This window comes from Clostridium sp. chh4-2, from assembly GCF_002899675.1.
In the GTDB taxonomy this organism is placed as follows: domain Bacteria; phylum Bacillota; class Clostridia; order Lachnospirales; family Lachnospiraceae; genus CHH4-2.
This window is the reverse complement of sequence record NZ_PKUU01000012.1, coordinates 64,568-79,575: the sequence shown is the minus strand read 5'-3', so window position 1 is coordinate 79,575 and position 15,008 is coordinate 64,568. Positions and strand designations below refer to the sequence as shown.

The 15,008-nt window shown below is 49.3% G+C and carries 12 protein-coding genes; 6 read left to right on the top strand and 6 right to left on the bottom strand.

What is annotated here, in order from left to right:
• Positions 1-5: 5 nt before the first annotated feature.
• From C0033_RS27450 to C0033_RS13950, 4 genes are all read right to left on the bottom strand, one after another.
• Positions 6-1,517 (bottom strand): ABC transporter permease, encoded by a 1,512-nt coding sequence (locus C0033_RS27450; RefSeq protein ID WP_103228492.1) that lies wholly within the window; start codon positions 1,515-1,517, stop codon positions 6-8.
• 13 nt (positions 1,518-1,530) lie between these two features.
• The gene (locus tag C0033_RS13955; protein ID WP_103228491.1) at positions 1,531-2,949 is read right to left on the bottom strand and encodes an ABC transporter permease; all 1,419 of its coding nucleotides are present in this window, start codon (positions 2,947-2,949) and stop codon (positions 1,531-1,533) included.
• A 1,022-nt stretch (positions 2,950-3,971) separates the two neighbouring features.
• The gene (locus tag C0033_RS27650) at positions 3,972-4,097 is read right to left on the bottom strand and encodes a hypothetical protein (protein WP_278320753.1); all 126 of its coding nucleotides are present in this window, start codon (positions 4,095-4,097) and stop codon (positions 3,972-3,974) included.
• A gap of 28 nt (positions 4,098-4,125) precedes the next feature.
• On the bottom strand, positions 4,126-5,031 hold the full coding sequence (locus C0033_RS13950; RefSeq protein ID WP_180994737.1) for a LysR family transcriptional regulator: 906 nt from the start codon (positions 5,029-5,031) through the stop codon (positions 4,126-4,128).
• 235 nt (positions 5,032-5,266) lie between these two features.
• On the opposite strand from C0033_RS13950, the gene C0033_RS13945 reads away from it, so the two are divergent.
• The 6 genes from C0033_RS13945 to C0033_RS27645 all read left to right on the top strand — a co-directional run bounded on the left by C0033_RS13945 (position 5,267) and on the right by C0033_RS27645 (position 11,648).
• Positions 5,267-6,463: a MalY/PatB family protein gene (locus tag C0033_RS13945; protein ID WP_103228489.1), complete on the top strand. Its 1,197-nt coding sequence runs from the start codon at positions 5,267-5,269 to the stop codon at positions 6,461-6,463.
• 2 nt (positions 6,464-6,465) lie between these two features.
• Positions 6,466-7,746: an FAD/NAD(P)-binding oxidoreductase gene (locus C0033_RS13940; RefSeq protein WP_103228488.1), complete on the top strand. Its 1,281-nt coding sequence runs from the start codon at positions 6,466-6,468 to the stop codon at positions 7,744-7,746.
• Positions 7,733-9,892: a molybdopterin-dependent oxidoreductase gene (locus C0033_RS13935; RefSeq protein ID WP_103228487.1), complete on the top strand. Its 2,160-nt coding sequence runs from the start codon at positions 7,733-7,735 to the stop codon at positions 9,890-9,892. The genes C0033_RS13940 and C0033_RS13935 overlap by 14 nt, the downstream gene beginning before the upstream one ends.
• Positions 9,867-10,385 (top strand): 4Fe-4S dicluster domain-containing protein, encoded by a 519-nt coding sequence (locus C0033_RS13930; RefSeq protein ID WP_242984500.1) that lies wholly within the window; start codon positions 9,867-9,869, stop codon positions 10,383-10,385. Before C0033_RS13935 ends, C0033_RS13930 begins: the two co-directional genes overlap by 26 nt.
• Before the next feature lie 64 nt (positions 10,386-10,449).
• The gene (locus tag C0033_RS13925) at positions 10,450-11,514 is read left to right on the top strand and encodes a Xaa-Pro peptidase family protein (protein WP_103228486.1); all 1,065 of its coding nucleotides are present in this window, start codon (positions 10,450-10,452) and stop codon (positions 11,512-11,514) included.
• Positions 11,515-11,525: 11 nt separating this feature from the next.
• Positions 11,526-11,648 (top strand): hypothetical protein, encoded by a 123-nt coding sequence (locus C0033_RS27645; RefSeq protein WP_278320752.1) that lies wholly within the window; start codon positions 11,526-11,528, stop codon positions 11,646-11,648.
• 835 nt (positions 11,649-12,483) lie between these two features.
• Here the strand turns inward: C0033_RS27645 and C0033_RS13915 are convergent.
• Together C0033_RS13915 and C0033_RS13910 are read right to left on the bottom strand one after the other, a co-directional pair.
• Positions 12,484-13,218 (bottom strand): DUF6577 family protein, encoded by a 735-nt coding sequence (locus C0033_RS13915; protein ID WP_103228484.1) that lies wholly within the window; start codon positions 13,216-13,218, stop codon positions 12,484-12,486.
• 1 nt (position 13,219) lies between these two features.
• Positions 13,220-14,983 carry a L,D-transpeptidase/peptidoglycan binding protein gene (locus C0033_RS13910; protein WP_103228483.1) on the bottom strand — a complete coding sequence of 588 codons (1,764 nt, stop codon included), beginning with the start codon at positions 14,981-14,983 and terminating at the stop codon, positions 13,220-13,222.
• Between the last annotated feature and the right edge of the window lie 25 nt (positions 14,984-15,008).

The following is a 15,008-nucleotide window of genomic DNA, read 5'->3' as shown; positions in this document are numbered from 1 at the left end:
CCCTCCTACTTCAGTTTTGGATCAAGTGCATCCCTCAGTCCGTCACCTAAAAAGTTAAATGCCAGCACCAGGAGCACAATTGCGAATCCGGGGAATATGGCCATATAGGCGTTTGTTTCCAGATAGGAACTTCCCGCTTTCAGGATGTTGCCCCATTCCGGTATCTGAGGCGGGATTCCAAGTCCCAGATAGCTGAGGGAACTGACTGCCGTAACGCCTGCGCCGATTCCCAATGTGGCTCTGATAATCAAAGGAGCCATGGAATTGGGCAGGATATGTTTAAATATGATCACCTTGTCTTTTGCTCCGCAAGCCCTGGCCGCTTCCACAAATTCCGCGTCGGACAGGGTGAGAACAGACGCCCTGATGGTTCTGGCGTAGCTTGGAATCGCTCCGATTCCAAGGGCGATCACGATGTTGACCGTACTGGTTCCAAATGCCGCGATGATGGCGATCGGAAGAAGAAGTCCGGGAATTGCCATGAACACATCAAGGATTCTCATGATGATATTATCCGTACTTCCCGAATAAAATCCTGCCACCGCTCCCAAAAGGATTCCTGCTATAATGGACAAAGCAGTGGATACAATACCTACAGTTAAGGAAATTCTGGCTCCAAACACAACCCTTGTAAATACGCAGCGCCCGTAATCATCGGTTCCAAACGGATAAGCCAGGCTCGGCGCATTTAAAATCAGTGAATAATCATTGTCAATGGCAATTCCGTAATCAAACGTCAGATTTGCACAGATGGAAAGGGTCAGCAGAAATACGATGATAAAAGCTCCCATTACCGCCATCTGGCTTCTGAAAAGACGCTTTACCACGTCCACCCAGCCGATCGATACATTATCGTCTTTTGTCCAGCTCTTTCGAATCAGCACTGCTCCTAAAAGGAGGGAAAACAGATTGCCGGTCAGTGTGGTGGCGATCAGGATAACGCCCAGAACAGCCATCATTTTATCGGCTTTATTACCGTTAACATGAGTTACCACAAGGGGGAGGCTGACCGCATGGATCAGAATCACAACCGCTAACACTCCCATTCCCAGGAAAAATGTGTCGCATACATAAGGCTTAAATACGTTCATATAGGACACGATCATGATCAGAACTTCAACCAGAACCATGTAGCACCCTATGAGATATTCCAGGTTTTTTTCTTTCTTAATCAGCATCAGTCCCGCAAGGGCGCAAAAGATGTTGCCGTTTATAATCGTGGCCGCCAGAATGATTCCTGTCAGCCTGAGCCCTCTGCTGATTCCATTGTTCTTTAATATCTGGCTTTTCACCGCCTGCCAGATCAGAAAGGCCACGGCCGCCTCTGCGATGAAAACCGCCGCGATTAAAAGCGGAGCGGCTCCAAAGGATTTGGTCTTAATGTCAAATGACAGGGCCGCTGAGATGAACGCCAGCAGAGCGGAACCGCCGCATCCGAAGGCCAGTATTTTCTGTTCCTGAAAGCGGTTTAATTTCCGTATATTCGCTTTCTTTATAAAATAATTTTCAGTTTTCATATCCTTACCCTCCTTATTGGCTCTTCAGCCTGGACTTGATACGTGGATCAAGATATACATAAATCAGGTCAACCGCCAGGTTCATAAGGCTGATAATGATGGACACATATACCACGCCTGCCAGAATTGCCGGAATATCAGGAAGGAACTGTTTATCCACAACATAGCTTCCGATTCCCTTTACGTTAAATACTTTTTCTATGATCGCAGAGCCGCCCAGCATACCGCCGAACTGAAGGCCCGCTACGGTTACGATGGGGATCATCGCATTTCCAAGCGCATGTTTTACGATTACCCTCACATTGCTCAGACCTTTGGCTTTCGCCGTAACGATGTAATCCTGTCCCAGCACCTCGAGAAGAGCGGAACGTGTATTACGCGCTAAGCTGGCCGCCAGATGGGTCCCCAGCACAATGGCCGGCATCAAAAGCGACAGTTTGTTGTCCGCCACATAGGAAGCAGGCAGCAAATGGGTGTTAATGGAGAAGTTTAATATCATAACCATACCAAACCAGAACGCCGGCAGCGACAGACCTACCAAAGCGATGAACATGAATATATAGTCATACGCCGTATTGGGTTTTACCGCCGTCAGAATTCCAATCGGTATCGATATAACAACCGCAATCAGGAAGGCGTAAACGCTCATCTCCAATGTTACCGGGAACTTTCTCATAATAGCCGCCATAACGTCTTCATTGCCGGAATAGGAATTGCCCATGTTAAAGGTGGCAAGATTTTTGAAGTTATGGAAAAGCTGCATGATATAAGGTTTATCAAGCCCGTATACATGGTTAAAATCATCAATCTGCTGCTGTGTAGCCGCTTCGCCGAGCACATTAAGCGCCGGACTGGATGAAGCGAAATGAAGAATGGTAAATACCACAAACACCACACCGAAGGCCACGAAAATCATCATTATCAAACGTTCAAATATGTAACGGCTGTATGCATTGGAAAAGATCAGCAATAAGATATACATGGGAAAGGATGTGATAACGGATAATGCCAGCCACGCCTTATTCTCCAAACATCCGCATAAATACTGTACAAAGGTTTTCTGTCCGCTTTTACCGTCTTTTAGGTAAGCAGCCTTCACTCTTGCGGAAATCTCTTCTTCCGTATCCGCTTTAATCTGCCGATCCAGTTCCTTTTGGAATTCAGCGCTGTTTTCCTGCTTTCCAAAATACCGGTACTTGTTTGCCAGATAATACTTGGCGCTGTCCCGTATCCTCTGCAGTGTTCCATCCCCTTCTGCATCACGTTGCGCCGCATCCCGGTATCTGCCGTATTCCGCCTCTTCCTTTTTCCTGTTAATCATAAACCCCAGGAACGCCACTATAAAAGTGGGAAGACCAAACACGATCACAGCTATCCGGTACAGCGGTTTTCTAAATGCTCGATTCATAAGCTTGTCAAGTTTGTCTTTCATCTAACAGTCCCTCCAGACATTCCTCACCCTCGGTGATTTTTTCATAATTACCGCAATTTACCGTTAATTATTTGTTAAACCCATAGTATCATATCAGCAAATCAACCGTCCAATATACGATTTTTATCTATTAATATCAAAATACGTATGAATGATAATTGATTTCTATCCCCAATCCCCAATAAATTCTGACAATGGAAATCTTTATTTAGTTTAGAAAGAAACGCCGGAAAGAAGGGGGAACCTGGGCGGGGGGCGGAACGGATGAGGCATCGGGGATTCGGGTTCCGACCCTAAGAGGTACTAAGCCGCCAGAAACGGAAAAAGGCAGCGCGGTGCCCATTCACGATGAACTCCTGATGACTTCATCGTTCAAGGGGCACCTCAAATACTGATTCGGAATTCAGTATTTGTCTGCCTTTTTCCGTTCCTGCCGGCTAAGTACCTCTAAGGGTCTGCACACGATCCCCGATGCCTCATCCGTTCCGCCCCCCGCCCAGGTTCCCCCTTCTTTCCGGCTGTTGCTTGGCTAGCTTAGGGTAAAAAAGATTTGGTGGATGGAGGAGTAAGTTTTTACATCAAGGGTGAAGGCTTTTTCAGAAATGCCTTCACGATTTAATGTAAAGGGTGAGGGCTTTTCGCGAAATGCCTTGACGTTTAAAGTAAAAACCTGAAAGTATTTCTGTTAATCTCTTCACGATCTATGTAAACGATCCATGTAAATGAATTCTACGCAAATACAGAAGAACAACTATTGTTTTTAACCAGGCCAGCGAAAACCAGCACGGAATCGGGATGCGGAGCCGGGAGACGAAGGGCGGAGGGGCCGTCCGGGCCGGCGGAGGAAGATACAGCCATATGGGATCGTATGGAACCCCTTAGAGCTTCTTAGACCCGTAAGGGCAGAACGAGGCAGGTAGAAACTGATTTCCGTGTCAGTTTCTAAAGCGCCGCTGAGCAGTGAAGTCATAAAGAGTTCACAGCGAATGGCGCTGGCCTGCCTCGTTCTGCCCTTACGGGTCTTAGTAGCTCTTAGGGGCGAATCCCGAATCCCATATGGCTGTATCTTCCTCCGCCGGCCCGGACGGCCCCTCCGCCCTTCGTCTCCCGGTTCCGCATCCCGATTCCGTGCGTCCCCCTTTCGCCAACTCGGTTAAATAACAAATTCACGTCAACTCAGCCGCAGCCGGAGCATTCGCCTTCGCACTCTGATTCGAAATAGCTGATTACGTACTTGCGGAATTCCTTTGCCATTCCGTTGAAATGGTGGCCGGCTTTCCACACGATATAGTGTTTGCGGGTATATTCCGGGTCTACGATGGGGATGAAAACTAATTGGCTGTTTCCGACATTTTTCTTAGCACGCTCTTCGGTCATCAGCGCTATGCCCTCTCCGGCCGCCACCATCTCCGCCATATGGCAGTGGAAGCATTCCGTGGTCACATTGGCCGTAAATCCTGAATCCTGGCACATCTCGTCTGTGATCATTCTGTATTCGTACTCCTTGGGCAAGTTGATAAATTCCTCGCCCTTTAAATCGCACAGGCGGACGGACTTACTCTTAGCCAGCGGATGAGCGGATGAAACGGCCAGCATCATCTTCTCTTCCCGGATCATCTCTCCCACGATGCCGGGGGCCGAACTGAGGCGGCTGGAAATCACATAGTCCACCTCATTTTTCTGCAGCTCTTCTTCAATGCTGTCAGGGGTTATATTGATCTGCCTGATCCGGCTGTTTGGAAACTGCTCTTTAAAATGCACCAGCATCATCTGGGAAAACGGCTTGCTGACAATGCCCAGATTCAATACATTTTCCAGTTTTTTGCAGTAGGTATCCACTTCCCGCTGAGCCTTTTCCAGGATATCCAGGGCCTGTTCCACATGTTCCAGATAGATTTCGCCGCATTTATTCAGATAAATTCCCCTTCCAATACGGTCAAAAAGGGGCACTCCCACCTCGCTCTCCAGCCTCGCTATGCTGACGCTGAGAGCCGGCTGGGCTACATTCAGCTTTTTCGCTGCATTGGTCAGATGCCCTGATTCCGCAACAGCCTTAAAATATTCCAGTTGGACGATATCCATGTCTGCCTCCATTCAGTAAATTCAACATTCCACCTCAACAATCTGGCTAAATTATATCAACCTTATCCTCAGACTGCAAGAATGAATTTTCATTTTTTATCATTTTCATTTTTAATTAATCTGATTTTTAAATAATTAATATGGATTTGTATATCAACTAATAAAAAGCATGTATTGGACTTATCCTTTTACCAATAGTAACATTAAAAGAAAAGGGTAAAGGAGTTTTGCGCTTATGGATCCTGAATTTAATTTTGATAAACCAGTATGCAGAAAGGGAACCAATTGTATCAAATGGGACCGGAGCCGGGGGAAATTCCAGGAAGAGGACCTGCTGCCGTTATGGATTGCGGATACGGACTTTAACTGTCCCCAAGAAGTGACCCAAGCCATAAATGACCGATGCAGCCACCCCATCTTCGGCTACAGTTTCCCGTCAGAGGATTATTATACCAGCATCATCAACTGGTTCGGCAGGCGTCACGGCCTGACGCTCCAAAAGAGCTGGATACGCGCCTGCTGCGGAGTTGTAACCTCCATCAGCTACAGCATACAGGCTCTGACAAAACCCGGCGACAAAGTGCTGATCCAGACGCCGGTTTACGATCCTTTTCAGGCAGTGATCGAATCCACCGGAAGAAGGGTAACAGAAAATCCTCTGATTTACACCGGAAACACCTATCAGATCGATTTCGAAGGGCTGGAAGAGGAATTAAAAGGCGGGGTACGCCTTATGGTCTTCTGCAATCCTCACAACCCCGTGGGCAGGGTCTGGACGCAGGATGAAGTCTCCCGGGTTGTATTTTTGTGCCGCCGCTATCATGTATACCTGGTTTCCGACGAAATCCATTGTGATATTGAACTGTTTAACAACCGGTATACGTCTGTTCTCTCTTTCCCTGAAAGCCATCCTATCGCAGTAAGCTGCGTCGCTCCTGGAAAAACATTTAACATCTCCGGTTTGGGCGTCTCCGGCATGCTGATTCCCAATCAGGAAATTCATGATAAGATCTTCTCAAAGCTGAGAAGCGCCTGGCTTTTAAATCCGTCTGTCCTGTCCATGGAAGCTTCAGCCGCCGCTTATACCCACGGTTTTAACTGGCTGGACGCACAGCTGGACTACATAGAAGGCAATGCGCGGCTGGTTTTTGAACGTCTGGCCGCTTCGGCGCCCAACATCAAACCGTCTGTCCTGGAAGGAACATTTCTCATGTGGCTGGATTTTAACTCATTTAATATGAACGACGACAGCCTTCATCAGGAGCTGATTCATACCTGGCATCTGGGGCTGAACGACGGAAATCACTACGGAACAGGAGGTTATGGATTCATGCGGATGAATATCGGCTGTTCTAAGGAACTGCTTTCACAGGCACTGGACCGTCTGATTCAGATGCATGAAGCTCATTTTCCCTCTTTAGAAAGGAGTTAACTATGGCATCTTATGCAATCATCGGCTTCGGATGTGCCGGTTATTATGCGCTGACCGCAATCCGCGATGCAGATTCCACGGGAAATGTGGATATCTATTCCGACCACCCGGACGCCCCTTATAATCCCATGCTCACCACTTATTATGCCTCAAACAGGCTTCGCTACGAAGGGATGTTTCCATTTGGCGAATTGGAAGATATCGCTCTGGCCTATAAGGCCAATATCTTTTCCAATACTGCCGCAGCCTCTTTAAATGCAGAGCAGAAAGAAATCATTTTAGAGGACGGAACCGTCCGCCGGTATGACAAAATCCTCATCGCCACCGGAGCCCGCTCCCTGATACCACCTCTGCCCAACGACTGTCCCGAACGGACGGTCTATATGAGAACTCTGGATGATTCCAGAAATTTGAAAAAGCTGCTGGAAACGGAAAACATGACCTCAGCGGTTGTCGTAGGCGCATCCATGGCCGGAATCAAGGTGCTGGAAGTGCTCTACAACAATGGAATGGACACCACTCTAGTGGATATGTCTCCCCATATCTTTCCTCTGGCCGCATATCCGGAAACGGCCAAACGGATTGAAAAGCGGCTTATGGAAAAAGGCGTTAAGCTTAAATTTTCCTCCGGCCTCTCGGCAATCCGGAAAGGAGATGAAACGGCCCTTTCGGTGGAGTGTTCCGACCAATCACAGCTTCCGGCCGACGTGGCCGCCCTCTGCATCGGAACCAGAGCCAACACATCTCTGGCCTTAGCTGCGGGCATTCAGGTGAACCGGGGAATTGTGGTGGATCAGGATATGCAGACCTCCTGTCCCGGCATCTATGCGGCCGGGGACTGCTGCGAAGGAAATAATCTGCAGAGCCAGACCACTCAGATCATCGGGTTATGGGCCAATGCCGCCTATCAGGGATACACGGCGGGAGCCAATATGGCGGGCAGCAAAAAAGAATTTAAAGGCAATATTTTACATAATATCACTCATTTCTTTGATATGGATTTCATTGGATTCGGTGACAACCGGATTCAGGGAACGGTTATAACATTTGAAAATAAAGAAAAAGACTTATGGATCGAAGCGGTTAAAAAAGACGGCGTGCTGGCGGGAATCAACATCCTGGGCGGCAGCCGGATCAGCGGAATATTAAAAAACCATCTGCTGAGTATTCTGCAAAACCACCATCAGGTCATTTCCGATATGCAGAAAGGTGTTCTGTTAAGGGAAGGTCTGAGTGAAGAACTGATCCGGCAGCTGGAAGGAGGCAGTCATGACAAGAATTGAAGAACTGATAAAAGCGAAAATTCCCTGTCCTGAAACAGGAATTGAAATCCGTCACACCTTGTGTGACATCTGTTCCCCCTCCTCTCACTGCGGTGTGGATGCCTATGTGAAAGACGGCGTGATTATAAAAGTGGAAGGCACAAAGGACCACCCGTTAAACAAAGGGCTTCTGTGCACAAAGGGAGCGGCCAACCGCCAGTATATCTACCGGGAAGACCGGATTAAGACCCCGTTAAAGCGGACCGGCCCAAAAGGAAGCGGCTCCTTTGAACCGATAACCTGGGAAGAAGCATATCAGACCATCGCGTCCAAACTGTTGGCGGCAAAAGCGGAATACGGAGCCCAGTCCGTCCAGTTTTTCTCCGGATACAGCAAATGGTACCGGCCAATCCTTCAGCGCCTGGCCTACTCCTTTGGCACGCCTAACTACGGCACGGAATCCAGTTCCTGTTTCACATCGGGTCTTATGGCATGGCAGACTGCCACCGCATCCCCTGCCCGGCCTGATATGAAGAATACAAAACTATTTCTGGGTTGGGCCCATAACCCTTATTTTTCAGGCTATTTAGGCGCTAAAAGCACGGAACGCCTGAAAAAAGCGGGCTGCAAATTCATCATCGTGGACACCATGTATACCCAGACCGCCGAAAAAATCGCCGACCTGTTTTTACAGCCAAAACCCGGCACAGACGGAGCTCTGGCTCTGGCAATTGCCAACGTCCTGATTCAAAACGGCTGGATTGACAAGGAATATATCGATCAATACGTACACGGATTTGAAGAATATGCCCAATACTGCCGCGGCTTCAATGAAACCAACGTGGAAGAGCTGACCGGCGTCCCTTATGAAAAAGTGCTGGCCGCCGCCCAAATGATCCACGAAAACGGCCCCATCAGCGTCCGCGAAAGCTCCGCCCCTCTGGCCCATCACATCAACGGGATGCAGAACTACCGGGCGATCATGGCCTTAACAGCCATCACGGGAAGCTACGATAAAAAAGGCGGTCAAATGCCCGTAGAATTTACCTATGTCCATCAGGCCTCCGGCTATCACACCCTGGAACATGAATTTGTGGCCGAAGCCAGAAAAGCTCCTATGGCCGATCCGGTGGGCGCCAAACGGTTTCCGCTTTGGAATCTGCTGGAGCATGAAACGCAGTCCATGGACATTTCCAGACAGATTTTAGAGGAAACACCTTATCCGCTGAAAGCGATTGTGGCATTTGGAATGAATTTCAGAATGTTCCCGGACAGCGAAAAGATGAAACGGGCTTTGGAACAGCTGGATTTCTTTGTGGATACCGACCTTTTCATGACGGATACCTGTCAATATGCGGATATCGTGCTGCCGGCCTGCAGTTCCTTTGAACGGGAAGAATTCAAGTCCTATCCCGGCGGATATGCATTTTATACCAAACCGGTCATCGAACCGCTTTATGAATCAAAACCGGATACCACAATTATGTGCGATCTGGCAAATTATCTGAATCTGGATGACCCTCTGCTGAGAAAGGGTTACCGGGCCTGCCTGGAATACATACTCAGCCCCATTTCTTATACGGTAGACCAGCTTCAGGAAGCCAATGTGCCCCTTAAAGTGCCGGAATTCAAGCCTCATCAGGAGATGGCAGCCTTAAAACGTGGGCTGAAAACGCCGACAGGAAAATTTGAACTGAAATCAGAGCTGATCGCAGCCCATCCCGAATGGGGGCTGGACCCGCTCCCTACCTATAGAGAGCCACTGGATTCCATAGATGAGGAAATGTATCCTTTCACCCTCACCTCAGGCGGACGTCTTCCCAACGCCCTCCATTCCAGGCTCCACGACGTTAGCTGGCTTCGCAGCCTGAGGCCGAAAGCCATGGCCGATCTAAATCCCGACGATGCCAAAAACATGGGTATTGCCCAGGATGACGTGATTGAAATCAGCACGCCTGCGGGAAGCGTAACCGTTTGCGCCAACCTGTCCTACCACAACCCGCCCGGTCTGGTCAGCCTGTATCACGACTACCGGGAAGCCAATTTCAATAACCTGGTGGACTGCGGCCGCCTGGACCCTTATTCCGGATTCCCGGCTGTCCGTTCCAACCGGTGCCGTGTTGCAAAGAAAGGAGATTTCCATGAAAAAAATGATTCTGGACTTTGATGCTGAACTCTGCTGTTCCTGCGGAGCCTGTGCGGTGGCATGCATGGATCAGAATGACTATGATCCCAAAACGGGAAATGCCCCTTTCCGCACCATATTTGAAATGCAGCACAAAGACGAAAAACCGGTATTCACCCACTATTCCGTAGCCTGCATGCACTGTTCACCGGCTCCCTGCATCACCGCCTGCCCGGTAGGCTGCCTGAAAAAGGACCCGGAAACCGATCTGACCATATTCGACACCACCGACTGCATCGGATGCCATAGCTGCTCCATGGCCTGTCCATTCGGAGCCCCCTCCTTCAACGCCCAAGGAAAAATGGAGAAATGCAACGGCTGCTATCTCCGCCTCCAACACGGAATGGAGCCCGCCTGCGTCCGCGTCTGCCCCACAAATGCCCTCCGCATGGTTACCGAAGAAGAATACGAGGCCGCCCACGGTTCCGGTTCCATAACAGAAACCGCAAGGGATATCGCCGGCCGGCAGATTTAGGAACGATGCAGAACACCTGGGTTCCGGCTGGTTTTCTGCCGGACCGAGAAAGGAACCATATAATATGAAGAAACTAAAACTTTTCCAGGAAGCTCTGAAAAGGGAAGGGATTGAGGCCGCGCTTGTGACCTCTTCCACCAACTTATTTTACCTGACAGACTTTTTTGCCAGCGCCGTTTTACTGGTCACCCCCTGCGAAAGCTGGTATTTTACCGATTTCCGCACCATTGAAGGGGCACAGAAGCATTTTTCTGAATCAGGTGTTCATTTGGAGCAGGCCGATGGGGATTTCGTCCCCATCATATGCCGACTTGCGGAGGACTTAAAACTCAGCTCCCTGGCCCTTGAAAACAACACTCTGACAGTCAGCCAGTTTCGGCGTTACACAGAGACTCTTCCCTGCACCGCTATTTTTCTCAACGGCCTTTTAGAAAATCTCCGGCATCAAAAGCTGCCGGAAGAGATCGAATGCATGATCCGCGCCCAACGGATCGCAGAGCAGTCTCTAAAAGAACTCCTTCCCATGATACGCCCCGGCGTCACGGAACAGGATCTGGTAGCGGAAATGGTATACCGGCTGTACAAAAATAAAGCAGAAGGACTGGCCTTCCCGGTCATCATCCTGAGCGGCCCCAATTCCTCCCTCCCCCACGGATTTCCAGGAACGAGGACGCTGCAGCCCGGCGATTTTGTCACCCTGGACTTTGGAGCTAAAATAGGCGGATACTGTTCCGATATGACCCGAACGTTCGCCTTAGAATATGCGACAGACGAGATGAAAGAAGTTTACGATCTGGTTCTAAAAGCCCAGCTTGCCGGCATCGACGGACTGGCCCCCAAAAAGACCGGAGATGAAGTGGACAATGCCGCCCGCGCGGTCATCGACTCCACCCCATATAAAGGTACGTTCGGACACGGCCTCGGCCACTCCGTAGGCTTAATCTGCCACGATGGCCTGAGGGCTTCCAAAGGAAGCAAAGATCTGCTTTCCGTTGGAAACGTAATCACCATGGAACCGGGCATCTATCTCCCCGGCAAGTTCGGAGTCCGCATCGAAGACATGATCTGGCTGTCGCCGGACGGCAAACAAAATCTAACCGCTTTCCCAAAAGAGTTGACTATATTGTGATTTAACTGAGTTTGGGAAAGGTACGCACGGAATGGGGAAGCGGAACCGGAAGCCGAAGGTCAAAGGGGCTGTCCGGGCCGGGGAAGGAAGATGCAGCCGGATGGGATTCGGGATTCGCCCCTAAGAACTACTAAGGCCCGTAAGGACAGAACGAGGCAGGCCAGCGCCATTCGCAGTGAACTCTTGATGACTTCGCTGCTCAGAGGCGCTTTAAAAACTGAGGCGGAAATCAGTTTTTACCTGCCTCGTTCTGCCCTTACGGGCCTAAGTAGTTCTACAGGGGTTCCATACGATCCCATCCGGCTGCATCTTCCTTCCCCGGCCCGGACAGCCCCTTTGACCTTCGGCTTCCGGTTCCGCCTCCCCATTCCGTGCTGGTTTTCGCTGGCCAGGTTAAAAACAATATGAGTGCATCGATATTTATGTAGAATCATATTTACATAGCTCATCTACACAAATATTAGGGGATTTTCAGAAATGCCTTGGGGTTTTACTTTAAACGTCAAAGCATTTCGCAAAATGACCTCACCCTTTACATTAAATCATCAAGGCATTTTCAGAAAAGCCTTCACCCTTGATGTAAAAACTTATTACCCACAATCCACCAAATCTTTTTTATCCTTAGCCAGCCAAGCAACAGCCGGAAAGAAGGGGAAACCTGGGCGGGCGGCGGTAATGGAAACGGATAGGGGATCGTGTGCAGACCCTTAGTGATACTTGGTCGGTAAGAGCGGAAAAAGGCAGCCAAATACTGAATTCCGAATCAGTATTTGAGGCGCCACTGAACGATGAAGTCATAAAGAGTTCATCGTGAATGGCGCCGCGCTGCCTTTTTCCGCTCTTGGCGGCCTAGTATCACTTAGGGGCGTAACCCGAATCCCCTATCCGTTTCCATTACCGCCGCCCGCCCAGGTTTCCCCTTCTTTCCGGCGTTTCTTAGTTAACTAAACAAAGATTTACTCCTCCACCTTACTCTCCGAGCAAGGTGATCGTTGTTTTTTCTTTTATAAATTTCCGTATAACCTTTTCTTTGTTACGCCGTCTTGCATATCTGAAAAGGGTACTTTCGTCGATCAGATAAAGCTGGAATGCGGCCTCATAAAACGCCTGTCTTTCCTCTTCTTCCAACAATCCCAGAAGCAGTTTATTTGCAAATAAATCCACCAGTATCTTTTCCAGCCTCACCTTATGCGGATCATCTCTGTGCCGCGGGGATTCGGAGGAAAGGGGGAGAACGACAACCGTCTCCCCTTCCAGATATTTATTAAAATATTGATGAGCCGGTTTCAGCCAGACATTGCAGTCCAGATTTCGGCGCAGATGTTCAAATGCCGGCTCCATCTGCTCTTTTGATACTTCCGCAAACACGAGATGGGGAAATCCGGCGCCGGACGGAAGGAATTCTTCCAGCATCCGGCTGTCCCAAAGCTGGTATGAAGAGATGGGTCTCTTCATTTCCAGCAGGTCTATGGCTTTGGCGGACAGCTCGGAATATTCCGGTTCATAACGCTCTTTATCCAGTTCACTTCCGGCCAGGGTATACATGTTGCGGCCGATGCGTTTAAAGATGTGCTGTTCCTGGCAATTGTATACGAACCAGTCCATTGATTCTTTCGACAGGTCAGGATGAAGCTGCTTCATCAGATCCCACAGATCTTCTCTGCTGATCACCGACCGGTTATGGTTATGTATGTACTCTCCCATATTAAACCCCCGGTCCCTTCTCCTGTTTTGACGGGGCTGTTGCTCCCGGCTCTCCAGGGCCCTTGGGGTGGGAATTTTCTGTGGAAGGCTGCGTATCCGGCGGCGCTGTGGTGGTATCGGGAGCCGTAACGACTCCGACTCCTCCGTCTGTGGTCTGAGGCTGCGACGGGGTGGTCTCCGGCGCAGGTGACGTTTCAGGAGGCGTGCTGATTGCAGGCGACGTTTCAGGCACGGCTGGAGTTTCCGGTACTGCCGGAGTGGTCTGCGGCTGAGTGGCTGCAGGTGTTGTCGCAGGCGGTGTCACAGTAGAAGTGCCTTTTGATTCGCTGCCTTCCAAATGGTAGCAGAGAACCGGATCTCCGGCTGAAATGTTCTCATAAACGGTTTTCGCCACAGAAGGCGGCAGGTTTACACATCCGTGGGAACCGTTGGTTTTATAAATGGTTCCGCCGAATTTATTACGCCAGTCGGCGTCGTGGAGGCCGATTCCGCCGTTAAACGGCATCCAGTAATCCACAGGAGTTGCGTAATTTTCGCCTTTTAACGTGGCATTTCTCTGTTTATAGGTCAGCGGATAGGCTCCGGCAGGAGTTGCCCAGCCTCTTGATTCGTTGCCGGATACAAAATCGGCTTCCGCCAGCATCTTTCCGTCTTTATAAAACCACATGTGCTGCGCTGTCAGATTGATCTCCACATATGTATTGCCATAGTCATTTTCACCGTGGCTGGCCGCTTTCTGAAGATACTCCGGCTCTCTGGTCTGGCTCTCTCCCGACCGGAGCACGGCTGTTAATGCCTCCGTTTCTGCGGACTGGTTAATTCTCCATCCATAATTTCCGCCGACGATTTTAACCGTCTTTCCTGAGTTGGTTTTTAAAGTCTTTGGCTGATAGGCCGTATCGTATTTTTTAGCCAGCTGTTTTACAAATTCCTTTATCTGATCGGTGTCCAAAGCGATAGTGGAATCCGCGTTGACGGATACCCACTGGTGTATGGTTTCACCGTCCAGCACTTCCTGCTTATCTCCGAATTTGTAAGTCACTTTCATGTTCACGTATTTATTCAGGTTTTGAACGGCGGTGTTAAGGGCTTCGTCTTCACTTGTTACAGCCGCTTTGGCGTAGCAGCCTGTTTCTTCTAATACAAGTTCATTTTTAAGGCTCATAACCGCTTCCGATATCTTTTCCTTTACCACTTTAGGGTCTGCCTGGGTTCCGTCTGTCTCCGGAATCACTGTATATCCCTGTCCGGGAACATAATCCGACAGATGGGCGTCTTCCGGTTTAACCATTTTCTCTTCATCCAGACACTCCAGACCTTCTACCGCTTTATCAAATGCATCCTGGTCGTATTCGATCATCGTATCGATCACATATTCCGTGGTGTTCTTTTTATGTTTCAGCCATTCATTCGTATTCTGCCCTGCGATAATTTCTTCCAGGGTGCCGTCGAATTCACAATAGAGGCCGATATCATTTTTTGAAATTGTTTCCGTCTTGTCTCCCCGCGTTTTTATGGTTAACACATAGCTGTCAATGCCGGACGCAATCAGCGCTTTTACCTCTTCCACGGTTTTATCCGAAGCATCAATCCCGTTAATCGTCGTGTTGGGGAAGAACAGCGAATTGTATTTCTTTCCCATCTGAACGTATACAACAGCTGCCAAAGCCAGCAATACAATAACGGCCAATACAGCTGCCGCCGCTATGACGCTTCCTTTTGAATCTTTTTTTCTTCTGCTGCGTAATTCACGTTGCTGCTCCATGATTAAAACCCTTTGTAAATGCGCA

What these genes read in the sequence shown, in the direction of transcription:
- C0033_RS27450 (WP_103228492.1), bottom strand. Translation starts at nt 1,517, where the DNA reads ATGAAAACTGAAAATTATTTTATAAAGAAAGCGAATATACGGAAATTA.
- C0033_RS13955 (WP_103228491.1), bottom strand. Translation starts at nt 2,949, where the DNA reads ATGAAAGACAAACTTGACAAGCTTATGAATCGAGCATTTAGAAAACCG.
- C0033_RS13950 (WP_180994737.1), bottom strand. Translation starts at nt 5,031, where the DNA reads ATGGATATCGTCCAACTGGAATATTTTAAGGCTGTTGCGGAATCAGGG.
- C0033_RS13945 (WP_103228489.1), top strand. Translation starts at nt 5,267, where the DNA reads ATGGATCCTGAATTTAATTTTGATAAACCAGTATGCAGAAAGGGAACC.
- C0033_RS13940 (WP_103228488.1), top strand. Translation starts at nt 6,466, where the DNA reads ATGGCATCTTATGCAATCATCGGCTTCGGATGTGCCGGTTATTATGCG.
- C0033_RS13935 (WP_103228487.1), top strand. Translation starts at nt 7,733, where the DNA reads ATGACAAGAATTGAAGAACTGATAAAAGCGAAAATTCCCTGTCCTGAA.
- C0033_RS13930 (WP_242984500.1), top strand. Translation starts at nt 9,867, where the DNA reads ATGAAAAAAATGATTCTGGACTTTGATGCTGAACTCTGCTGTTCCTGC.
- C0033_RS13925 (WP_103228486.1), top strand. Translation starts at nt 10,450, where the DNA reads ATGAAGAAACTAAAACTTTTCCAGGAAGCTCTGAAAAGGGAAGGGATT.
- C0033_RS13915 (WP_103228484.1), bottom strand. Translation starts at nt 13,218, where the DNA reads ATGGGAGAGTACATACATAACCATAACCGGTCGGTGATCAGCAGAGAA.
- C0033_RS13910 (WP_103228483.1), bottom strand. Translation starts at nt 14,983, where the DNA reads ATGGAGCAGCAACGTGAATTACGCAGCAGAAGAAAAAAAGATTCAAAA.